The following is a 22,639-nucleotide window of genomic DNA, read 5'->3' on the forward strand; positions in this document are numbered from 1 at the left end:
TTTGATTTGTCGCGGTATCTTATCCGATTGATGATTCACATCAATCGGGAACTGCACTAATTGGCGGTAACAAAGCAGGAATAGGCTTGCGCCTTAATGGCATTGCAGACATCGACGGCCGCCGCCTGATCAGTGAAGCTTCCCAGCCGCACGCGGTATACCTGTTTAGCATCGACCGTTGCCGGTTCGACATAGGCCAGAGAGGCCACCTTTGCATCGCCGAGAGCCTGCTTGATATTTTTCAAGAAACTATTGGCCGACTGCGCATCCGGTAGGGCTGCAACCTGCACAACGAAATTGCCCGCCAATTGGTTTCTCAAAACGTCTTCCACCGTTTTTGCGCCCGTATCGGCATAAGCCATGGCGGTCGGGGCAGATGCCGGCTTTCTCGTCGGCGTTATGGCAGCTGGTGCAGCAGCTCTCGGCGTATTGACCGATGCTGTCACAACGTCGCCCTGCGGCACGACAACGGTTTTAGGCGCGGGCTGGCCACGCCAAACGGATTGCGCAACCGTCCAGCTTGAAAACAGACGTTTCTTACCAAACCGGCTTGCCTGATCGAAATAGGCATTGGCCAATAACACCACCAGATCGTCACGCTGGCGGGTAGACTTGCCACCAAGCACCACAACAACAATTTTCTTGCCATTTTTTGCAACGGTTGTGGTGATTGTAAAACCTGCCAGATTGGTAAAGCCGGTCTTCAAACCGTCGGCGCCGTCAATGCGGTCGAGAACACGGTTGTGACCTTTGAAAACCTGACCGCGATAGCTGAATTGGCGTTGGCTGAACAGGTTGTAATATTGCGGAAAATGTTCGCGCATGGCGATAGACATCAATGCAATATCCCGCGCGGTCGAGACATGCCCCGAAGCGGGCAGGCCATTGGCATTTTTAAACGTAGTGTTGCGCATGCCCAGACTACGGGCCTTCAATGTCATGACCTGCGCAAAACGTTCTTCACTTCCAGCCAGATATTCAGCCACAACAACAGCGGCGTCATTGGCAGAAACAACCACCAGCGCGTTGACGGCCTCGCGCACACTCAATGTCGAGCCTGCCGGCGCGCCCAGTTTCATGCGCGGGCGGCTGGCAGCATTTTTTGACACCGGCATTTGCGTATTCCAGTTGATGCGGCCGCTCTGCAATGCATCAAAAACCAGATAAAGTGTCATAACCTTGGTGATGGAAGCCGGTGCCCGCACTTCATCGGCACGGTTGGCAAAAAGCACTTTGCCATTGTTGGCATCCACGACAATGGCGGGAAGCTCTACAGCGGTCTGCTGCGCCTGCACAGGCGCCAATGCAAAAAACAACAGGCTGACCACCGCCAAAAGAATGGCAACACAAAACCGTAAAACCGTATAGATCCGCATCCTCAACCCTGCCCGAAAACCGCACAATGAAAAATTGTCAAATGAAAACGATTCGACCATGCGGCATCTCAACGCCAAGGTTAAGCCCTTGGCCGTCAACAGCGTTAATTTTGGGTAAATACTCACGCCGTTTTGCCCCTCATGCCTTGCTCCCACCAACACCCTTATACAGCTATTGGCACAGATTTCAAGGCTTTTACGCATTTTACGTAATTTTATTGACAAAATGCGTAAAATGCTTTATGGCCTATCCCCGCAGTGACAGGGTGCAACTCCCTGCTGACGTTAAACTGCAAGCGCGGGTATCGAAAGTCCTCCGGTGCTGTCAGAAACAGAGGACGGGTTAGCCGAAAGGCGCTCTGGCTTTGTCCCCCCTTTTTGATACGGGACTTATGGGTTTTGTCCCATGGCTATGGATGCCCCTGCTTCATGGTGTGTTGTCTCAAAAGAGATGACCCCATGGGGTAGGGGGTATCTATGGCTTTTTTCCCCCGGAAACCGCCATTTCGTGTTGTGACTATCCTTTAAAAAAAAAAGAAAATAACACGTTGCAAGCAACAGGCACAAACGGCTGATGTCCAAGCGCAAACGGATAACAGCACCACCGTTGCAGAACTTGGCACTAGCATTGGTTATTTTTTAATTCTTTTTGAAAAATACATTAAATGTGAAATATTGTGATCGAAATTCAAATTAATATTGTGAGTTATTTATGATTGATCTCCGTTTGTATGAGCTGCTTTCAACTCTATTCACGTACTATCTGTAGCAAAGGTTCGAAGCTGTACAGTGCGGGACGTCGACCAGAAGCCAATTGTATTGGCTTTAAATAATTTTTTTCCACTAAAACACGGGTAAATCGGTGAGCACTGGCCTCCGGAATACCAGAATTCCGCGTAAAAACATTATTTCTGAATACTGGACGCGAAAATAAGAAGTCCAACGCAGCCGTGCTCCATTGAGAAGCCAAAAGATTAGGAAATTCCTTTTTTAGATGCTCGTAAAGATCCCGTATACGTTCGGCTGTACTTAAGTTCTCGTTAGCCTGCGTTTCTAAGGCTTCAAGAAAAAATATACACCATTGATCCCATGCATTTGACTTCGAGACCTCACGCATACGATCTATATATTCATCACGACGATCTTCAAAATAACGGCTGATATAAAAATGTGGCGCTGATATTACACCATACTTCCACAACATTAATGTGATCAGCATACGCCCTATACGGCCATTACCATCACTGAAGGGGTGTAAAGCTTCAAACTCCAAATGGGCTATGGCTGTCTTTAAAAGGATTTGTTGGTCATCATTCTGAATGAACGAAAAAAGTGAATCCATTCCAGATTGAAGATGGTCAGGGCTGATCGGTACGAAAAGAATTTTCCTCTTTGATCTGTCTGCTAAATAATTCTGTTCAGCTTTGTATTCACCTGGTTTTAGATGGGCACCACGGCCTAGCCTTAATAAAACCCGATGAGCATTTCGTATTGAAAAGCTTGATAACGCTGCTCCCTGTTCAATTTCCTTTTGTATAGAAGAAAGTGCGCGTCCGTAAGAAAAGACCTCAATCGTTTCATTTCTATGCGGCTCTGAGATTTTTACACTGTCTTCTTGATCAGCTTCATATCGCAGAACTTCATCCAAGGTTGATACAGTACCTTCCATCCGAGACGAGACTACCGCTTCTTGATTTCGCAGCGGTGCTAGTAAGATTTCGCTATTATGCATCGTTTTTAGCATCTGATCATATCTTGCGATTGCAGCGGACGCAGAGGCTAGTGGTTTCATAATTAAATTGGCATTGAGAGAAGTGGGAGGAAAATTTCCATAATGATATTGGACAGCTTCAGTCAAATCATACTGTTTGGGTATTAGCATATTTGTATCTCAGATTAACGTTTTTTTGCAAGTCAACTTGCTTTGAGTTGCATATATGTATCTTAACATTATTTGTCTATCAAATCCTGATATAATTGATAGACAAACCTCGTTGACACTTATGGATGATAATCAAATCGCTTTGATAATCAAATCGTGCGTTTTTTGCTTCTTAATATGAGACATATCCACGCAGATGGCCAATTGGTCACTGCACCGGATTTTTGCAAACCACGAACATGTATCGTGAATTAATAACCTACATATGAATGTTATTAACTTCGAAGTTTTCAAGCGATGGAGAATAGACGGCGAGAGGAAGCATGCTTGCAAAACAAAACCGCTCTAAAAACATAGGGCAGCCTTGGCTTTTTGCCGGAAAGGCAGGATATGCGATGGTGTCCGCGGCGGGATTCGAACCCACGACCCCAGGATTCATACCACTTCGACTTTCGCCGCCGAACCACGCATCAAAGCATGGTCGTTTGTGGTCTGGACTGTCCCTTCACCATAGGAAAAAACCCTTTAGGTGCTGCCCGTCCAGTCTCTACACCTTCCCTTGAATTTTCATCAGGGCTTGGCTCGGGATCGGCATATGGCAAGAAGCCATGAAGCTTTCCCCGACTTTGAGCAGATCCGCTTGCGGAGTTTCCCCCATAAGCGCCCAATTTGATTTAGGAATCCTGTGCTCTATCCTGCTGAGCTACGCAGACCCGATCGCATGGGTTTCATTAAACAATAAGCCGGTCGGGATCAATCTTTTTCGCCAAGTTTTTGTTTCAGGAACGACAAGACCGATTGCGGCGGCACATCCTTTGCAATGAAGGACTGGCCAAGACCCCGCGTTAGAATGAAGGTCAATGCACCGCGTGACACCTTTTTGTCCTGTGCAATCGTGGCCATCAGCGTTTCCGCATTTGGCAGACCGCCCGGCACATCCTGAAGGCAGGTGGGCAGGCCGACATCGCTCAGATGGGCTTCCACCCGCGTGGCAATATCGGGGCTGCACAAATTCATATAGGCAGAAAACTGGTGCGCCAGCACCATGCCGATCGCTACACCTTCGCCATGCACCAAGCGGGTCGAATCATAACCGGTGGCCGTTTCGAGCGCATGGCCGAATGTATGGCCGAGATTGAGCAGCGCACGGTCGCCGGTTTCGCGCTCGTCGCGGGCTACAACAGCGGCCTTGGAACGGCAGGAACGCGCAATCGCCGCAATGCGCGCATCACCACCGGCAAAGACTTCCCGCCAATTATTTTCCAGCCAGGCAAAAAAGTCCGGCTGGTCGATGAGGCCGTATTTGGCAACTTCGGCATAACCGGCGCGAAATTCGCGCACCGAAAGCGTGTCCAGCGCCGTACTATCGGCAATGACCAGCCGCGGTTGATAGAACACACCGACGAGATTTTTACCGTGACGGGTATTAATACCGGTTTTTCCACCAACAGACGAATCGACCTGCGCCAGAAGCGAGGTCGGCATCTGGATAAAATTCATTCCGCGGCGCACAATTCCAGCAGCAAAACCGGCCAGATCGCCAATGACGCCGCCGCCCAACGCAATGACAAAATCGCCACGCTCGAGGCGGGCAGCCAGAATATCGTCAACCACCTTTTGCAACGTGTCGAAGCATTTGGACTTTTCGCCCGCTTCAACAATAATCGGCACCATGTCGATGCCGGCTTCCTGCAAGCTTGTAGACAAGGTTTGCAAATGGGCATAGGCGACGTTTTTGTCACTGACGACGGCCACGCGGGCACCGGGAAACCGTTTGGCAATTTCCTGTCCTGCATTGGCGATAAGCCCTGAACCGATGATGATATCGTAACTGCGCTCACCCAGTGTCACGGCAACGATTTCAGATTTCATGGTCAGGCTCCTTTGTGTTTATCCTGCTTGGTCAGGTGACGCTCGACAGTGCGCACCACGTCACGCGCCACCACATCGCGCCGTGCCTTGCGGCTGTTGATGGTCAGATCGGCCTTGGCATAAACGGGATAGCGGTCGGCCATCAATTTTTCCATCACGCCACGCGGATTGTCGTTTTTCAGCAAAGGCCGGTTTTGACGGCGCAAAACACGCTCCATCAACACTTCCAGATCGGCATTGAGCCAGATTGAAATGCCGTGTTCGGCAATGGCCTTGCGGGTTTCTTCATTCATATAAGCGCCGCCGCCGGTGGCCAGCACCATCGGCCCTTGGCGGATAAGCCGCAGGATCACCCGCCGCTCCAGATCACGAAACTCCGGCTCACCATAGGTTTCGAACAATTCCGGCACCGACATTTGCGCCGCTTTTTCAATTTCATGGTCGGCATCGTGAAAAGGCAGCTCCAGCATACCGGCCACCCGTTTGCCGATGGTGGATTTGCCCGCCCCCATTAAGCCGACAAGCACCAGCGACCGACCACCCAGATTTGACGTCAGGCGGGCAGCGGTGCGTGCCATAGGGGCATTTTTGGACAGACTGCTTTTCATGGTTTCGTTTCGACATTTATCTGCTGCGAAGTCAATCCCTGTTAATCTTTATAAGGCATGATAATGTTGAAAGTCATTCATCTTCAGGAAAAATTCTATCATATTATGCCCACTTTAACCCGTTTGCTTCTGGCTATTGTTGTTTTGGTTGCCCTTGTCTATGGCGCCATGGTGGGGCTAGTGGCCCTTGTCAAACCCGTCACCACCGATATGACAATCGACATTGCACCAAGCGAGCTGCATTTGCGCGATTGGCCCTATGACCCGCCCATCGCGGCAGAACCGGCAGAAAAACAGCAAAATGGCGATGATAGCCCGCAGGCACCAAAGCCGAACAGCGCGGGGCCGGCACGGTGAAACTTTCTGCAACTATAGACAATTTTCTCGAAATGATGAGCGCCGAACGCGGTGCCGCCTTGAACACGCTTGAAGCCTATCGCCGTGACCTCGATTGGGCGGATGCGCAATTACAAGCCCAAGGGGTGACATTGCTTTCAGCCGGACGCGACGCGTTGACAAAAATATTGGCAAATATGCAAAGCGAAGGCTTTGCCGCCACCTCGCAAGCACGCAGGCTTTCCACATTGCGGCAGTTTTTCCAGTTTCTTTATGCCGAAGGTTTGCGCGCCGACGACCCTTCGGGCGACATTGACGCACCGCGCAAACAGGCCGGTCTGCCCAAAATTATCAGCGAGGCACAGGTTACAAAACTTCTAGATCTGGCCGAGGCCGAGGCAAAGCGGACAGACCTTTCGCCAGCCGAGCATAAAAAGGCCGTGCGCCTGCACACGATTGTTGAATTGCTTTATGCCACGGGCCTGCGCATTAGCGAGGCTGTCAGCCTGCCGGTGCGTATTGCCCGCGGGGCCCCGCGTTTTTTAATGGTGCGCGGCAAAGGCTCCAAGGAGCGCATGGTGCCGCTATCGGAAAAGGCAAAAGACGCCTTGGCCGCTTGGCTGCTTATCCGCGATAGCGGTAAAGACCAGCAGAGTCCCTATCTTTTCCCCGCCAATGCCGATCAGGGTTTTGTGGCCCGCCAGTTGGTGGCGCGCGACCTGAAAATTCTGGCGGCGGCAGCCGGTATCAATACAAAAGGGTTTTCCCCGCATGTTATCCGCCATGCTTTTGCCAGCCACCTGCTTCAACATGGGGCGAATTTGCGCGTTGTGCAGCAATTGCTCGGCCATTCCGACATTGCCACAACGCAAATTTACACCCATGTGCTTGAAGAAAGGCTGCAACGTCTGGTAAATGAGCATCATCCGCTTGCCGAGCGGGCTCATGCAGAGTAAAGAAAATATATAAAGCAAATGAAAATTGGGCCGTCATGAAAAAGACGCCTTTAAAACTGAGTGTCAGCCGCCGCATGGCGCGATAAAAAGTTGGATCCGATGTATAATTATCTTGATTTTGAAAAGCCGGTTGCCGATTTGGAAGCCCAGATTTTTGAGCTGAAAAAAATTGCCCAGGAAAAAGGCAGTGTGGATATGGGCGACGAGATTTCGCGCCTTGAGGCCCGTTCGCAAACCGCCTTGCGCGATCTTTACAAGAAATTGTCCCCTTGGCAGAAAACGCAGGTTGCGCGCCATCCCGACCGTCCGCATTTTCTTGATTATTCGGCCCAGCTTTTCACCGATATCACACCTTTGTCGGGCGACCGTAAATTTGCCGATGATGAGGCGATACAGGCCGGTTTTGCCCGCTTTAAAGGTGAAGCGATTGCCTATATCGGGCAGGAAAAGGGCAATGATACACAATCGCGCCTGCGCTATAATTTCGGCTCGGCCCGCCCTGAAGGCTACCGTAAGGCCGTGCGCATTATGGAAATGGCCGACCGTTTTGGCCTGCCCTTGATTACGCTTGTCGATACAGCGGGTGCCTATCCCGGTGTCAGCGCGGAAGAGCGCGGACAGGCAGAAGCGATTGCCCAGTCAACGGCCCAGACCTTGCGCCTGAAAGTGCCGGTTGTATCGGTTATTCTGGGCGAAGGCGGGTCGGGCGGCGCCATTGCCATTGCCGCTGCCAACAAGGTCTATATGCTGGAACACGCCATCTATTCGGTGATTTCGCCGGAAGGTGCAGCGTCGATCCTGTGGCGTGATGCAACCCGCGCCAAGGATGCGGCCAGCAATATGCGCATTACGGCGCAAGACCTTTATGAATTGAAGATTATTGACGGTATCATCCCCGAGCCTTTGGGCGGCGCGCACCGCGGCAAACAGGCGGCAATTGATGCGGCAGGCAATATTATTGCGGCTGCATTAAAAACCATGGCCGGAAAAGATGGCGAAACGCTGAAGCAAGAGCGTTGGGACAAATATCTGCAGATTGGCCGTTCACTGGCCTAGGGGCAGGATCTAAGCATTGAAAGATATGGCACAATAGAGCGCTTTTCGATTTGATTGCCGCTGTTTTTGTGTCCCTTCGGGATAGGCTTGAAGTGTTCAGCCGGAAGCGTGTCGCGATAGCAAAACCGGCTCCGCGCTCTTCGCAATGCGCCTGTAACCCGCTTTTGGTATCTTCAATCCATAGCGCAATCTGGAGCTTGATATGAATTCCTTCCATGAAATGTGGATTCTATCCGCCAACATCCTATTTGTCGGGATTGGTGCGACTTTGATTATGGACATATGGGCTTGGCTACAACTCAAGTTGTTTTCAGTTAAGTCGTTGGATTATGGGCTGGTCGGTAGATGGGTATGCCATTTTTCCAAAGGAACATTTAAGCATCATACCATCAAGGATGCACAAGCGGTTCCAATGGAACGCGCTTTAGGGTGGTTTTTGCATTATGCTATAGGCGTTGTTTTTGCCGCTGTACTTTTCTTTATCCTTGGCGAGAATTGGCAGCAAAAGTCGTTATTTATTCCATCCATGTTGGTAGGTATTGGCAGTGTCGTTATGCCGTTTTTTGTATTGCAACCATCTTTTGGATTGGGTCTGGCCGGATCAAAACTACCTAAACCTTGGATTGGCCGTATCAAAAGCCTGATTGCTCACACGTCTTTTGCACTTGGCCTATATGCATCTGCCAATATCTTAAAACTTGTATGACCGTATTTTTTTGTGCTGGCTAAAAACAGGCAATTCATCTTATGAATGCTGTTGGCTTAAATTTCAGAAATAAAGATAACTTAGAGCCTCGTGTCAGAATTAAAACTTCAATGCACCAAGAAAGCACCGAAATGTCCAATAACAACTTTACAAGCGTTATCTCCGTTCTCCATGTAAATGACTTTGACGGTGCCATTGAGTGGTATTCCAAATGGCTTCAGCGCAAACCGGATATTTCGCCTGTTGAAGGTGTTGCCGAGTGGAAGCTTGTAGAGAACGCTTGGATTCAAATTTCAGTTGCGCCGGATCCAAGCCTTGCAGGTAAATCATCTGTAGTTTGCGGTGTCCGCGATATCGAGTTACAGCGCGCTATCTTTCAAGACTTGGATATTGCCGTTAGTGAAACACAAGACCTAGGATTCATCAAGCTCGCGCAAGTCAGCGATCCGGCAGGAAATACAGTGGTGTTCGTCCAGGAAATGTAGAATAATCTTGAAAGCTCGTGCTGTGGCAGAGCTGAAAGACATGTTGGAGCGCGAAAGCATAACGAAATGAATTAAAATCCATTTCATCTTTGGTCGGGGAGCATGGTGTTATAAAATAGGTGTCTGCCGCTTTTAAGCGGGGCAACGCTCAACAAGCTGAGTTGGCACCAAAGGCACCGTGGCTGTTAGCTTGACGACAGTTTTGAACTCTCCCGATAGAAGCCCTCTGACACCAGCCACTTTATTTTACAAAAAAAACGTCTATAGTAGACAGCGGAATGGATGAAAGACAGTGCATCCCCATTCCCTCGGTTAAGAACGAGTAGTCAAGCACTGGAATAGGTATCTTACACTGTCACACTCTGGGTAAAACCAGAGTGCGATAGCGCTGGAACCTTATTGCCTCCCGATCATTCCTATTCGGTCGGGAAAGCTTGGTGTCATACCATAGGTGCTTACCGCTGCATAAGCGGGGCGACGGTGGAAGCCCCCAGCGCAAATGCTGGGTGTGTGAAAAGCCTAAGTTGGCACCAAAAGCACCATAGCTGTTAGCTTGACTACAGTTCTTAACTTTCCCGATAGAACCCTGTGCGGGATGCACCGCAGGCACTGGAAAGGACTAAGCAATGGCGCAACGCGCAAAAAACAATCTTAGCCCGCAATGTAGGAGTGCCAAGCGCGACAACGCTGCGGATGCGGATGACATAGAACAATACATCACCCGTATAAAACGTGATCTCGCCCACTTGACAGCGCTTGTCGGCGATGATGGAACGGATCAACCAAGCGACACCGACCAGAGCCAGAACGCGCTCCTTATGGCGCAATCATCGATTGATCTATTCGCCGATCTTATCCATGGCGATGATTTATCCGACGATGGTGAAGATGCTTATGAGGCGCAAGCGCTCAACGATGCGTTGGATGCGCTGGATGATGGTGACAGGCTGCGCATACTGACCATCGCGGCGGGTGGTGAGCCGCTGGATGCCGACCAGTTGCAAAATATGAAAGCGGAACTGGACAAAGACCGGCTTTACCGCACCGTCATCGGGCGGGCAGTGGTGGCCAAGATGGCTGAACTCAACCTTTTACCTGCCGATATCGCACCGCAGATTGGCCTGACAACCGCACAATTGCAGCGCATGATTGGTGGTCACATATCTTTCACCGCTGAAAAGCTTGTGCGTTTGTTTGCGTTTTTTGCCAGCGATCTTCCCTCTGCCTTTGCCGGCATTCACGCAGCCACGCGGGCAGCCACGCAGGCGGCCCCAACAGTGCCGCCCATGGCAAAACACCCCCCAGCCATGAAAAAAACCACGGGCGCGGATTGGCCGGATGGCGATGTGACCAGCGACGAAGAGACAAAGGAGCGCAACCTTTTGCATTAGAGCGCTTTTCGACCTGATGCGAACGGCCAAGTAAGAAATTTGCGTTCAACCCAAGGGCAATATTGCCTGTGGTAAGGCGCAATAGGCGCGGCAGGGTGGACCCGCACCCACCCTGCCGTGTTGACTTCCTTCATGGTATTATCGCGAAATCCTGATCTTTGTTGCACGTGAAACATGGGGCAAAAGCCGCTCCATATCACGGCGTGACAGGGCTATACACCCTTCCGTCGGCTGGTAATTTTGCCGTGCAAGGTGCATAAAAATCGCACTGCCTCTGCCCATTATTCTTCGGGATATGTTCCAATCGGCAATCATTCCCACATCATAAAGGCTATCGCTGCGCTGCATATGTTCTGCACTGGCCCGATAGGGCAACCTCACAGGCCGGTTATAATTGGCATCCCCCACCGCATCGCACCAGCCATCACGCTTGCCAACACGTTTCAACGCAATGCCGCCCGCCGGCAATGCACGCAGCCCCTGCCGCCGAAATCCCCCCAAAAGCGCCATTGTGGCCAAGGGCGTTGCCCCGTCGCCTTCGCGCTTTTGGGCGCTGATACCGCCACGCCCCAGCGCGCAGATAAAACGCTGTTGTCCGGCTGCCAAAATCCCCTGCGATTTCTGGCCGCAGCGTTTACGCACCATAATAAATGCGACAAATTGTTGTTTTTTTGTTGGTTTTTTCTTCAAATGCACTTGCATGAAACCATGTTTTTCGTGATGGTGAGTTGAAATGATTTATAGCGCAGACTTGCGTTTTTCATAAGGATAAAAAATGACCGGTCGTACCCTTTTGATTGTAGACGATGATGACGATCTACGCTCCATTCTTGTCGAGCAGCTGCAAATGCATGAAGAATTCAACGTTTTGCAGGAAAGCACAGCCGTAAAAGGCGTGGAAACAGCCCGCAAGGAAAACGTCGATCTGGTGATTATGGATGTCGGTCTGCCTGATATTGACGGGCGTGAAGCCGTTAAAAAATTGCGGCAGGACGGCTTTCGTGCCCCCGTCATCATGCTGACTGGACATGATACCGATTCAGACACCATTCTGGGTTTGGAAGCCGGCGCCAACGATTATGTCACCAAGCCTTTCCGTTTTGCAGTGCTGCTGGCACGTGTACGTGCGCAATTGCGCCAGCATGAGCAAAGCGAAGATGCAACATTCCAGGTCGGGCCTTATACTTTCAAACCCGGCCAAAAGCTGCTGCTTGACGAAAAGGGCGGCAAAATACGCCTGACCGAAAAAGAAGCCGCCATTATCAAATATCTCTACCGCGCAGGTGATAAAGTTGTCAGCCGCGACACTTTGCTGGAAGAGGTTTGGGGCTATAATTCCGGCGTGACCACCCACACATTGGAAACCCATGTGTACCGGCTGCGCCAGAAAATTGAAAAAGACCCGTCCAACGCGCAAATTCTGGTCACCGATAGCGGCGGCTATAAGCTTATTCCATAAGGCTGGCAGCCAAAAGCTGCCCGTCTTCTATCCTTCCGGCGGCCGCATTGCAGTTTGGCAATCCGGCAACCGGAACCACTGCGAGGGGTTTTATTTGGCAATCGATGACGACATTGCAATGTTGCAGCAGCTGGATTTTTTCCACGCTATGACACAAGAGCAGTTGCGTTTGCTTGTCTTCGGCGCACAGCGCATTCATATTGGCCGTTCCAAACCGCTCTTCCGCGAAGGCGACATTGCCGATTGCGCCTATGTGGTTTTATCCGGCAGCATCAATCTTTACCGCCAACAAGGGCAGAATGAGCGCCTGATCGACACCGTCACCCGCGGCACGCTGTTAAGCGAGCTGGCCATGGTCACAGAAATCTATCGCCCGATGAGCGCCATTGCGGCCATGGAAAGTTTTGTTTTGCAAATCAGCCGTGCCACATTTGCGCGCTTGATGGAAGAATTCCCCGAAATCGCCCATCACATCTACGATTATGTCAGTGGCCGCATGCAGGAACTGGTTCGGGATATCACCCGCCTACCGGGATTCTCTGAACAATAGTTCTTCGAAGCTGTTTTGCATGGCGATAAAAAAGCAATACGCCATTCTGTCTGCCTTTCCTGCACTGCCTCTAGAGCGGTTCCCGATTGATGTGAACCATCAATTGGATAAGATACCGCAACAAATCAAAAGCTTGAGACGCGACGGCCGGATAGCATCAGGCCGAACAGCGCTCTAAGGCATTTGCACCATCTGCATCGTGATTTCTCTTACGCATAAAGGCAGCAGCTTGTTACCCCGGTGGCTACTGTTCCCGACTTCGGGCAACACGGTTTTTATCAGCTTGTCTTATGCCATAGGAGCAGGGAAACTAAACAGTCCAGCGGCCTGTTTAGCCTGCGGATGCGGTTCCCACTTTTGGGGACACGCTCTAACCTTCATCACCCAATGTATTGGCTGTACGAAACGATTTACGGTTCGTCGCCTGTGGCGACAATGCCGGCATAAACACCCGCCGCGATTGACGCTTTTTAACCGGCAGCCCCTGATAAAGGCGTTTTTGCGCCTCGCAAATCATGATACCGCCGAAATAGGGGAAAAACCGCCGGGCCAAAGGTTCGTAAACCGCTGAAAACAACCGTGCAATCCACCGCCGCGATGGCGAAAAGTGCAATGCTTCCTGTAATGTCCCAACGGTAAAATTGGCCTCGTGCAGTAGTTGCAACAACTGCCCGCGGCTATAAGGCTGGCCGCTGCCAAACGGGGTATGGTCATTGCGCGCCCAAAAGCCGCGCCGGTTTGGCACCACCAGCACAATGCGGCCATTAGGGGCCAGAACACGCCACATTTCATTGAGCATTTCGCGGGCATTCTCGGCAAATTCCAGCGAATGCACCAGCAATATCCGGTCGATAGAGGCATCGGCAAGCGGCAGATCTTCTTCAAAAACCAGCGCCGTGGCAACCTTTTCCGCCGTCGGCCAAACCGAAGCGCCCTGCCGCGCAGGCATGAAAGCAAAACAGCGTTCCGCCCGTTCGCCAAAGCGCGAAAGATAAGGCGTGGCATAGCCAAGACCCACCAGACGCTCGCCCGAGAGATCACGCACTGCGACATTCAACCGGCTGGCAATGCTCACCAGAACACGGCTTCCCAAAGGGGTAGCATAAAATGATCTGAGTTTTAAAATATCCAAAAATTCACCATTTGGCCTCTGCCCATGTGCAGCGATGATTTGCATTTATCAAACCAACCGTTCCAACTTTCAATCTTAACGCGCTTTATCCTTTGATCGAAGCGGAAAATTTGAAAATAATCCCGTGACACCTGATGGCCGCATAGCGTTTATCTATGTTGCTGCACACGCTTTGGCGATGCTAGAGCGGTTCGCGATTGATGTAAATCATCAATCGGATAAGATACCGCGACAAATCAAAAGCTTGGGGTGCCTGCCTGCTGCAATCAGATCGAAAAGCGCTCTATAAGGCCTGCATTGTGCAATCTGCGTTTATTGCCAGCAGCCAAGGTTTTTACCGCGCAAATTATGCGCATCGATGTCCACCAGCGCACGCTGGTCTTCACGCATCATGTAATAACGTGTGCGGGTTTTTACCTCGATCTGTTGCCAACCGGTACATTCTGTCGGCAATTCCACCTTTTGGGTGGTCAATTTTTCTGTCCACGCCGTGGCCTGCGTCGCACAGCCCGCCATGGATAGCAGACATGGCAAAAGCACCATTTTTAGAGACATAAAACCATTCAATCTACGCATAACTTTACATCCGATCATTCGATATGGCGTTCTGCCCTCTCGCGTGTTGCTTGCCAAAAGCGGATATTAAGATTGGAAAGCATCATGCTAACGCAGCAATACCAAATTTGGTGCCCAAAGAAAAAGCATTCGTTAATTTAAGGTTAAAATCTGACAGAAGCATGACAGGTCAAAACCATGTGATGCGGTTTGCACAATATACGTTTCGCGTTACATTGGCCGCATGCCGGAGCACCGTTTGAGGGTCATGACCCAAAGTGGATGCATACCGGTGACCTTGAATACCCCCCTCAATGAAAGGACATCCCATGAAACTGCGTCCATTAGGAAAAACCGGCCTTTATATTGCGCCATTGGTGTTTGGCGGCAATGTTTTTGGCTGGACACTGGATGAAAAGCAATCCTTTGCCATGCTGGATGCCATCGCCGAAAGCGGGCTGAATGCCATCGACACCGCCGATGCCTATTCGACCTGGGTTGAAGGCAATAAAGGCGGTGAGTCGGAAACCATTATCGGCAAATGGCTGAAAGCCAATCCGGCAAAACGTGACAAATTGCTGATTTTCACCAAAGTCGGCTCCGATATGGGGCTTGAAGGCCATAAGGGCCTTTCCGCACGCTGGATAGAGCAAGCGGTGGAGGATTCACTGCGTCGGTTGCAGGTGGATGTGATCGATTTGTACCAATCGCACTGGTTTGATCCTGAAACACCCTTCGAAGAAACGCTGGGTGCTTATGACAAGCTGTTGAAAGCCGGTAAAATCCGTGCAATTGGCTGCTCCAATGTCACCGCGGCGCAGTTGGATGCCGCCATGATGGTGGCGAAGGAAAATCATCTGCCTGCCTATCAAACCTTGCAGCCGGAATATAACCTTTATGACCGCGCCTCGTTTGACGGTCCGCTTTGCGACGTCGTGACCCGTTACGGCCTGGGCGTCATTACCTATTTCAGTCTTGCTTCAGGTTTTCTCTCGGGCAAATACCGCTCGACTGACGATCTAGCCGCGCATAAGCGTGGTTCACGCGTGGAAAAATATCTCAATCCGCGCGGGCAGCGCATTTTGGCGGCACTGGATGAAGTTTCGCAAAGCAAGGGCGCAACACAGGCCGAAATCGCCTTGGCGTGGGTAATGGCCCGCCCCGGCGTAACAGCGCCTATTGCCAGCGCCACCAAGGTTGACCAGTTGCATAGCCTTGTCAAAGCCGCTGAAATTGCGCTAACCGCCGAGGATATGGCAAAGCTTGATAAAGCCAGCGCCTTATAGGGCCAACCATGCCGGTTGAACGATAACAGCCTGCCGGATGTGCAAAAAACGCATCTGGCAGTTTTTTTGCTTCAGGTGTGTTTTCTACTAGAAAATATTTTCGTAATTATGCAATTTTTGACATAGAATCGCTATGTTTTTTCCAAAACACACCCTATCTTAAACAGCAACACCAGAGCAATTCTTATCCGATAGGAGTGGGATAAGAAAACAATCCTGTGAATTGTTTTCTCCACGGATGCGTTTCACACTTTTCGGGAATTGCTCTAACGATTTTGCCCGTCCGCAACACGCGCAAACGATAGCAACCGAACTGCAAGAGGAGACCGGCATGCCAGATCAAGTAAAGCAAACCCAACCCGGCCAGACCAACGGACGCGGATTTATCTATGACTCGGTTCTGGATACGATCGGCAATACGCCGCTTGTGCGGATAGACCGTTTTGCCAAGCAAAAAGGCGTCGGCGCCAATCTTTTGGCCAAGTTGGAGTTCTTCAACCCGCTGGCCAGTGTCAAAGACCGTATCGGTCTGGCATTGATCGAGGCGCTGGAGCGGCAGGGCAAAGCCGTGCCCGGTAAAACCGTATTGGTCGAGCCAACTTCGGGCAATACCGGTATCGCGCTTGCCTTTGCGGCAGCTGCCAAGGGTTATCGGCTGATTTTGACCATGCCGGAAACCATGTCGGTTGAACGGCGCAAACTGTTGAAATTCCTCGGGGCGGAACTGGTGCTGACCGAAGGTGCAAAAGGCATGAAAGGCGCAATCGCCAAAGCCGAAGAACTGGCCGCTGAAAATCCGGATGCCGTTATTCCGCAGCAATTTGAAAATCCCGCCAATCCGGAAGTACACCGTAGAACCACTGCGGAAGAAATCTGGAACGACACAAAGGGTGATGTTGATTTTCTGATTTCCGGTATTGGTACAGGCGGCACGATTACCGGTGTCGGTCAGGTCATCAAGCAGCGCAAGCCTGATTTCAAGGTGATCGCGGTGGAACCAAAAGATTCTCCGGTGCTTTCGGGCGGACAACCCGGGCCCCATAAACTTCAAGGTATTGGTGCAGGCTTTGCCCCCAAAACACTTGATACGCATGTGTATGACGAGATCATCACCGTCGCAAATGAAGATGCCTTCCAGAATTCGCGTGATTTGGCGCGTATAGAAGGCATACCGGTGGGAATTTCTTCGGGTGCCGCCCTGCAAGCCGCCATTGAAGTGGGCAAACGGCCTGAAAATGCCGGTAAAAATATCGTCATTATCATTCCTTCATTTGCCGAGCGCTATCTCTCAACAGCACTCTTTGACGGTTTAGACGACTAATCGACTCCTCCCACAAGCATATCCGGCAAAATAGCGCCGGATATGCTACCGTTTTTAAGCCCGCATTTGTCCGACATCTTATAAGCCAAAAATGCATTCCATAGCGTGCACCGAAAAGTGGGAAGCGCACCGCAGGAAAATCGATTCACTGGATCAATTCTTTATCCTGCTTCTATTGAATCAATACACGCGATAAAATAAATGGTTCACGCGTGTAGTCTGAATTTGATAAAACACCACACGCAGCATAGACCCCAAGTCAAAAAGCCCCAAAGCGTCACACGCAACATGGGTTTTGCTCGTTAGTCCGACTTCGGAGCGACCAAGGCCCTGAGCTCCAGGCCCCTTTTTTATGGCGCGTTCCCAAAGCCTGTGCATGGGCGCGAATGATTGTGCTGTCAATCCTTGTCCAACGAAGATCACATTCCTCACATAAAGCCGCCAGCAGGTGAACAAGAGTGCCCGCTTCTATGCGCCGGTATTAAAGGCGTTTAACTGTCTGATCATAACCAAAACATTGCGGAATATTCTGCCAACGACCATCCGAACGCGCAAACCAGATCAAAGCGCTGATGAAGCGGCGATTATCACTTCGTGGTCCGCCTTTACCTTTGCTACCCCGGCGATTTGAGACTTAAGGGGTACCCATTGATCGTCACGCGATACATCAATATCCATCCAATCCTCTATTCAGTTATCCTTACCGTGTTGGGTGAACTGAATTTGATTTACGCAAATTTGAAAAGGGTTGAATTGTTGCCGCGCCCTAATGCTTGCTTTTAATGCCCGCCATGCCAGAAGACGATTCGGCGTTTGGCATAACCGACAATCAGGTGCATCAACACGCCGATGACGGCCAATATCACCAGAATTGCGAACATGCCGGCAATGTTGAATTGCTCGTTGAATTGCAGCAGCATTTTGCCCAGACCCTTTTGTGCGCCGACAAACTCAGCCACGATGGCGCCTATAAGCGCAAAAATGATGCCAAGGCTTAAACCGGCAAAGACAAATGGCAGGGAATTTGGAAATTTTACTTTCACCAATATTTGAAGAGGTGTTGCGCCAAACGCCTTGAGCATTTGGATTTCATCGCGCCCGGCCGATTGCAAACCGGCAATGACATTGATGAGCATGGGGAAAAACGAGATGAGCGCCGCCATGACAATTTTTGAGGCAATGCCATAGCCGAACCACTGGAGAAAAATAGGCGCCAGCGCAACGGTGGGAATGGTCTGGAACGCCACGATATAGGGCATCAAGCCCAGTTGGAACAACCGCACCTGCGATATGGCGATACCCAACACAAATGCCAGTACCATGCCGCAGAGGTAGCCCAGCAGCACTTCAGCCATGGTTACACGCAGATTATCCCAAAAAAACCAGGATTGCAGCAATTTGACCAATTGGTTGAAGATGGCTCCCGGTGCCGGCAGGATATAGGGCGCAATGCCGCCCAGCCGCACGCCGATTTCCCACAAGCCGACAACCACGATAAAAACGATGACAACGAGCAGTGCCTGAAGTGTTTTTTCACTGTTGAACATGACAGGCTTTCCCGACCTTGCTAGAATGGTTTGCTGCGTTGCTAAAGTATTTCCAGAAAAAGTTGAATGACTTTTTCGTTCGGAAAATACGATTAAACAATGTGTTAGAGTGAATCCATGTTTCAATCAAAAACAGCTCTACTTTATTAGGGCGGTATGCGACGTTCATCGTTCAATTCATACCGAAATTATTGAAATGCCGCCGGATATGCCCCAATATTTTGCCAGCATCGGCATGGGCAAGCGTATCGAGCGCCCGCGGGCGTTTCAATGTCACGTCGATGATGTCTTCAATATGGCCGGGGCGTGGGCTCATCACCACTACCTTATCGGCTAAAAAAACCGCTTCCGGAATGGAATGGGTAACAAACAGAACGGTTTTCTTGCTATCCAGCCAGATCTGCTGCAATTCGGCATTAAGAAATTCCCTTGTCATGGCATCAAGCGCACCGAAAGGCTCGTCCATTAAGAGCACTTTGGGATCGCGGATCAATGCGCGGCAGATGCCGGCGCGCTGGCGCATACCGCCCGATAGCTCATTGGGATATTTGTTTTCAAAACCTTTCAAGCCGACTTTTTCCATCAGCTCCAAGGCACGCTGGCGATAATGGTTTTTGTCCAGATGTAGCAGCTCCACCGGCAGCAGGATGTTTTGCAAGATCGTGCGCCAGGGCAGCAAAGTCGGCTCTTGAAACACAAAGCCGACATCGGGCGATGGACGGGTAACATTGCTGCCATTCAACGAAACCTCGCCTTGAAAACCGGTTACCAGACCGGCAAGAATTTTCAGCAATGTGGTTTTGCCACATCCAGAAGGACCGACCAAAGCGATAAAGGCGCCTTCGGCAATATCAAGCTCCACGTCGTGCAAGGCGACAATGTCATTGCCTTTTTTGCTGGTATAGCTTTTTTGCAGTCCCCTGATTTTGATAAGGGGCTCGGTGGCAGGCGGCATCGGCATTATATCCAGTCTTGAAGCTTTGTGTTTGGCAGGCACCCAACCGGTCTTTTGAGCGGCCATGCGTTTTTGATCGGTATCGGTCAGTTTTCCGGTTTAATCGTGTTGATGTCGAAATCGTAGATTGCAGGCATAAGCGTGCTATCCCACACATCATCAACCTGAAGCTGTTTTTCCGTAGAGCCTGTTTCGTAAGCAAAGGCAAGAACCGCCTGCCAACGCTGCGGTGGAATGTTCAACCATTGCCCCCATGTTTTGGGGTCGGGCTTATCAGCAGGAACGGAGTCGGCCAAAGCGATCGCCATGGCTTCTGCCGTGTTTTGGGCTTGTTGTCCATCGGGGTCATCGGCACCGGCCAATTGTGGAAATTCGGCAAAAGCAAGTTTCAACGCGCTGTCTGGATAAAGCTTCGTATAGATCATGCCCTTGTAAGCGGCACGGGCGAAAGCTGCCAGTTGTTGCGGATTTTGACGCAGCATTTTCTCGCTCGTCACCATGGTGACACTGAAAAGCTTGTCCATTTCAGCCGGGCGGGGGAGCATTTCAAGCGCGATACCGTTTTGCTGCATAACGGTGAAGCTGTCGGAATAGCTGTCAACGGCATCCACATCACCGGCATTGAGTGCTGCCGCTGCACGCGCACCGGCACCAACGGGCACAATGGTGACATCGCTTTCCGTAAGACCTGCCAGTTTTAAATTGGCCCGCAAATCGGCATAGGACGCCGATGCGAGGCTGATCACGCCCACGCGTTTGCCCTTAAGGTCGGCCAAGCTATGGATAAGCGAGCCTTTGGGCACGCCGATGAAATAGGGCCAGCGTATGGTGATACCGGCAAAAGCCTTGAGCGGCACACCCTTGTCGATTGCCGCTGCAATATTGGCTGAAGATGCATAGGCAATGTCGGCAGAGCCGCTGGCCACCGCTTGCAAGGCCGCTGTCGAACCGTCCGTCTGTAAAATTAAAGGTTCAATATTTTCAGCAGAGAAATAACCAAGCTGTTTGGGAATGGCATAGGTAAAGGTTTCTTCCGCCGCTGTCAGCGTATTGCGCGCCAATGCCAGCGTCAGGCGGGTTGGCACTTTATCGGTGTTCTGCCCATTGTCGGCAGGCGTTGCGTTTGATTGGGCACCGGCGGGAAGAAGAATGGCCGCCAGTCCGCCTGTCAGCAGCACGGCAGCAAGAAGCGCTTTTTTTATCAATAATGCTTTTTCATAAAATCGCATGATTTGGCTTTCTGCTTTCCCGATATTGTTACTTCAAAAGACGCGATACAAGCTGCGCCGTATAATCCACCATGGGCACAATACGCGCGTAATTGAGCCTTGTCGGGCCGATAACACCCAAAGCACCAATGACACGTTGTTCCGAATCGCGATAGGGCGCCACCACCAGCGAAGACCCCGAAAGCGAAAATAACTTGTTTTCCGAACCGATAAAGATCCGCACACCCGAACCATCTTCTGCCAGGTCAAGCAGTTGAACCATGCTTTCGCGCGTTTCCAGATCGTCGAACAAATGGCGCAGGCGCTCCAGATCGTCGGCTGCCCTGACATCTTCCAGAAGGTTGCCACGGCCACGCACAATCAGCTGGGTTTTCTGGTCAAGGCCGCCGCCACCCCAGATAGCCAGCCCCGCATCGACAAGATGCTGCGACAACTCATCCAGTGCCGCCTTTGTTTCTTCCCGCAGGCGCGATATTTCGGTTTTTGCCTCGCTCAGGGTTCTGCCTTGAATATGCGCATTGAGATAGTTTGTTGCTTCACTCAACTGGGCGTGGGTGACGCCTTTCGGCAATTCGACAATGCGGTTTTCCACATCACCCTTTTGCGTCACCAGGACAGCCAGTGCACGGTCCGGGTCGAGCCGCACAAATTCGATATGCTTCAGTGTGCCTTCACTTTTGGTGGCAAGAACCAGTCCCGCCCCGCGTGATAGACCAGACAGGATCTGGCTTGCTTCGGTAAGAAATTGTTCCACGGATTGAGCGTGTCCGGCCTCTTGTACCTGTGCTTCAATGGTTTTTCGCTCGTCAGGCGGCAGGTCGCCCACTTCCATGAAAGCATCGACAAAAAACCGTAATCCCGACTGCGTCGGCATACGACCGGCAGAAATATGCGGCGAATAGATAAGGCCCAGATGTTCCAGATCGCTCATCACATTGCGGATGGTGGCGGGCGAAAGGGTCTGCGGCAGCAGGCGGGAAAGATTGCGCGAGCCGACAGGATCGCCGTCACTCAGATAGGTTTCCACAATGCGGCGGAAAATATCGCGCGAGCGTTCGTCAAGGCTTTTCAGTTCATCCGGAATGGTTGTGCGCTTCATCGGTTTCAATCAATCATACAAACTCTTCTGTCTATATATAAGTTTTGCCAAAGCTGGGTCAAATGGTCTAAAGATTTGGGAAGCAAATCATCAGGAAAGGAAATTCCATGCGTCCATCCAACCGTGCCGCCAACCAGATGCGGGCCGTTTCTTTCGAGCGCAATGTCAATAAACATGCCGAGGGTTCTTGTCTGGTCAAGTTCGGGGATACGCATGTGCTGTGCACTGCCAGCCTCGAGGAACGTGTTCCCGGTTGGATGCGCAATTCCGGCAAAGGCTGGGTGACAGCCGAATATGGCATGTTACCGCGTTCCACCGGCGACAGGATGCGCCGTGAAGCATCATCGGGCAAACAGGGCGGGCGCACCATGGAAATCCAGCGCCTTATCAGTCGTTCATTGCGTGCGGTGGTGGATTTGAAAGCGCTTGGCGAAATGCAGATCACCATTGACTGCGATGTCATCCAGGCCGATGGCGGCACCCGTACGGCCTCCATTACCGGTGCGTGGATTGCCCTTTATGATTGCCTTTCATGGATGGAATCGCGCCAGATGGTGCTGCGCGACAAAGTATTGAAAGACCATGTGGCAGCTGTTTCCTGCGGTATTTATGAAGGGACACCGGTGCTTGATCTCGATTATGCCGAGGATTCCAATGCCGAAACCGATGCCAATTTCGTCATGACCGGCAAAGGCGGCATTGTTGAAATTCAAGGCACAGCCGAGGGCGAGCCTTTCAGCGATGAAGAATTTGCTTCCTTGATGGCGCTTGCCAAGGCCGGCATCGGCGAACTTGTCGATTTGCAGAAAAAAGCGGTGGGCGCTTGAAGGTTTGAAAT

At 51.1% G+C, this 22,639-nt stretch carries 22 protein-coding genes and 1 pseudogene; 11 read left to right on the top strand and 12 right to left on the bottom strand.

Annotated features, from left to right (window positions below; genetic code table 11):
- Window positions 1-56 precede the first annotated feature (56 nt).
- The 4 genes from ACYSNS_RS02505 to ACYSNS_RS02520 all read right to left on the bottom strand — a co-directional run bounded on the left by ACYSNS_RS02505 (window position 57) and on the right by ACYSNS_RS02520 (window position 5,708).
- Window positions 57-1,376: an SPOR domain-containing protein gene (locus ACYSNS_RS02505; protein ID WP_461721543.1), complete on the bottom strand. Its 1,320-nt coding sequence runs from the start codon at window positions 1,374-1,376 to the stop codon at window positions 57-59.
- Window positions 1,377-2,124: 748 nt separating this feature from the next.
- Window positions 2,125-3,258 (bottom strand): Fic family protein, encoded by a 1,134-nt coding sequence (locus tag ACYSNS_RS02510; protein WP_461721544.1) that lies wholly within the window; start codon window positions 3,256-3,258, stop codon window positions 2,125-2,127.
- 753 nt (window positions 3,259-4,011) lie between these two features.
- A complete protein-coding gene (gene aroB, locus ACYSNS_RS02515; RefSeq protein ID WP_461721545.1) occupies window positions 4,012-5,130 on the bottom strand; it encodes a 3-dehydroquinate synthase in 1,119 nt (372 codons plus the stop codon).
- A 2-nt stretch (window positions 5,131-5,132) separates the two neighbouring features.
- Window positions 5,133-5,708, bottom strand: a complete 576-nt coding sequence (locus tag ACYSNS_RS02520; RefSeq protein WP_461721888.1) for a shikimate kinase — start codon at window positions 5,706-5,708, stop codon at window positions 5,133-5,135.
- Window positions 5,709-5,801: 93 nt separating this feature from the next.
- Here ACYSNS_RS02520 and ACYSNS_RS02525 point away from each other — a divergent pair, with 93 nt between their 5' ends.
- From ACYSNS_RS02525 to ACYSNS_RS02550, 6 genes are all read left to right on the top strand, one after another.
- On the top strand, window positions 5,802-6,095 hold the full coding sequence (locus ACYSNS_RS02525) for a hypothetical protein (RefSeq protein WP_461721546.1): 294 nt from the start codon (window positions 5,802-5,804) through the stop codon (window positions 6,093-6,095).
- A complete protein-coding gene (locus ACYSNS_RS02530) occupies window positions 6,092-7,030 on the top strand; it encodes a site-specific tyrosine recombinase XerD (protein ID WP_461721547.1) in 939 nt (312 codons plus the stop codon). The genes ACYSNS_RS02525 and ACYSNS_RS02530 overlap by 4 nt, the downstream gene beginning before the upstream one ends.
- 99 nt (window positions 7,031-7,129) lie before the next feature.
- Window positions 7,130-8,086 carry an acetyl-CoA carboxylase carboxyltransferase subunit alpha gene (locus ACYSNS_RS02535; RefSeq protein WP_461721548.1) on the top strand — a complete coding sequence of 319 codons (957 nt, stop codon included), beginning with the start codon at window positions 7,130-7,132 and terminating at the stop codon, window positions 8,084-8,086.
- A gap of 202 nt (window positions 8,087-8,288) precedes the next feature.
- A complete protein-coding gene (locus ACYSNS_RS02540) occupies window positions 8,289-8,792 on the top strand; it encodes a DUF2938 domain-containing protein (protein ID WP_461721549.1) in 504 nt (167 codons plus the stop codon).
- Between the two features lie 41 nt (window positions 8,793-8,833).
- Complete coding sequence (locus tag ACYSNS_RS02545; RefSeq protein ID WP_461721550.1) at window positions 8,834-9,277, top strand: VOC family protein; 444 nt, start codon at window positions 8,834-8,836, stop codon at window positions 9,275-9,277.
- A 626-nt stretch (window positions 9,278-9,903) separates the two neighbouring features.
- Window positions 9,904-10,668: a hypothetical protein gene (locus tag ACYSNS_RS02550; protein ID WP_461721551.1), complete on the top strand. Its 765-nt coding sequence runs from the start codon at window positions 9,904-9,906 to the stop codon at window positions 10,666-10,668.
- A 138-nt stretch (window positions 10,669-10,806) separates the two neighbouring features.
- On the opposite strand, the gene ACYSNS_RS02555 is transcribed toward ACYSNS_RS02550, so the two are convergent.
- A complete protein-coding gene (locus ACYSNS_RS02555; protein ID WP_461721552.1) occupies window positions 10,807-11,370 on the bottom strand; it encodes a L,D-transpeptidase family protein in 564 nt (187 codons plus the stop codon).
- 73 nt (window positions 11,371-11,443) lie between these two features.
- Between ACYSNS_RS02555 and ACYSNS_RS02560 the strand changes: the two genes are divergently transcribed.
- On the top strand, window positions 11,444-12,127 hold the full coding sequence (locus ACYSNS_RS02560; RefSeq protein ID WP_461721553.1) for a response regulator transcription factor: 684 nt from the start codon (window positions 11,444-11,446) through the stop codon (window positions 12,125-12,127).
- 94 nt (window positions 12,128-12,221) lie between these two features.
- The gene (locus tag ACYSNS_RS02565; protein WP_461721554.1) at window positions 12,222-12,677 is read left to right on the top strand and encodes a Crp/Fnr family transcriptional regulator; all 456 of its coding nucleotides are present in this window, start codon (window positions 12,222-12,224) and stop codon (window positions 12,675-12,677) included.
- Window positions 12,678-13,047: 370 nt separating this feature from the next.
- Here ACYSNS_RS02565 and ACYSNS_RS02570 read toward each other — a convergent pair whose 3' ends face one another.
- Together ACYSNS_RS02570 and ACYSNS_RS02575 are read right to left on the bottom strand one after the other, a co-directional pair.
- Window positions 13,048-13,809: a class I SAM-dependent methyltransferase gene (locus ACYSNS_RS02570; RefSeq protein ID WP_461721889.1), complete on the bottom strand. Its 762-nt coding sequence runs from the start codon at window positions 13,807-13,809 to the stop codon at window positions 13,048-13,050.
- 312 nt (window positions 13,810-14,121) lie between these two features.
- On the bottom strand, window positions 14,122-14,385 hold the full coding sequence (locus tag ACYSNS_RS02575; protein ID WP_461721555.1) for a hypothetical protein: 264 nt from the start codon (window positions 14,383-14,385) through the stop codon (window positions 14,122-14,124).
- 308 nt (window positions 14,386-14,693) lie between these two features.
- Here ACYSNS_RS02575 and ACYSNS_RS02580 point away from each other — a divergent pair, with 308 nt between their 5' ends.
- Both ACYSNS_RS02580 and cysK read left to right on the top strand, forming a co-directional pair.
- The gene (locus tag ACYSNS_RS02580; RefSeq protein ID WP_461721556.1) at window positions 14,694-15,650 is read left to right on the top strand and encodes an aldo/keto reductase; all 957 of its coding nucleotides are present in this window, start codon (window positions 14,694-14,696) and stop codon (window positions 15,648-15,650) included.
- A 331-nt stretch (window positions 15,651-15,981) separates the two neighbouring features.
- Complete coding sequence (gene cysK / locus ACYSNS_RS02585; RefSeq protein ID WP_461721557.1) at window positions 15,982-16,971, top strand: cysteine synthase A; 990 nt, start codon at window positions 15,982-15,984, stop codon at window positions 16,969-16,971.
- A gap of 481 nt (window positions 16,972-17,452) precedes the next feature.
- On the opposite strand, the pseudogene ACYSNS_RS02590 reads toward cysK, so the two are convergent.
- The 5 genes and pseudogenes from ACYSNS_RS02590 to hrcA all read right to left on the bottom strand — a co-directional run.
- Window positions 17,453-17,578: pseudogene (locus ACYSNS_RS02590) on the bottom strand (transposase); the annotation flags it as partial.
- Between the two features lie 172 nt (window positions 17,579-17,750).
- The gene (locus tag ACYSNS_RS02595) at window positions 17,751-18,518 is read right to left on the bottom strand and encodes an ABC transporter permease (RefSeq protein ID WP_461721558.1); all 768 of its coding nucleotides are present in this window, start codon (window positions 18,516-18,518) and stop codon (window positions 17,751-17,753) included.
- Window positions 18,519-18,690: 172 nt separating this feature from the next.
- Window positions 18,691-19,539: an ABC transporter ATP-binding protein gene (locus tag ACYSNS_RS02600; RefSeq protein WP_461721559.1), complete on the bottom strand. Its 849-nt coding sequence runs from the start codon at window positions 19,537-19,539 to the stop codon at window positions 18,691-18,693.
- Between the two features lie 20 nt (window positions 19,540-19,559).
- Window positions 19,560-20,702, bottom strand: coding sequence for an ABC transporter substrate-binding protein (locus tag ACYSNS_RS02605; protein WP_461721560.1), 1,143 nt, complete (start codon window positions 20,700-20,702; stop codon window positions 19,560-19,562).
- 28 nt (window positions 20,703-20,730) lie between these two features.
- Window positions 20,731-21,801 (bottom strand): heat-inducible transcriptional repressor HrcA, encoded by a 1,071-nt coding sequence (gene hrcA / locus ACYSNS_RS02610; RefSeq protein ID WP_461721561.1) that lies wholly within the window; start codon window positions 21,799-21,801, stop codon window positions 20,731-20,733.
- A 107-nt stretch (window positions 21,802-21,908) separates the two neighbouring features.
- Here hrcA and rph point away from each other — a divergent pair, with 107 nt between their 5' ends.
- The gene (gene rph, locus ACYSNS_RS02615; RefSeq protein ID WP_461721562.1) at window positions 21,909-22,628 is read left to right on the top strand and encodes a ribonuclease PH; all 720 of its coding nucleotides are present in this window, start codon (window positions 21,909-21,911) and stop codon (window positions 22,626-22,628) included.
- The last annotated feature ends 11 nt before the right edge of the window (window positions 22,629-22,639 follow it).

The sequence above is a fragment of the Bartonella sp. LJL80 genome (assembly GCF_054871565.1).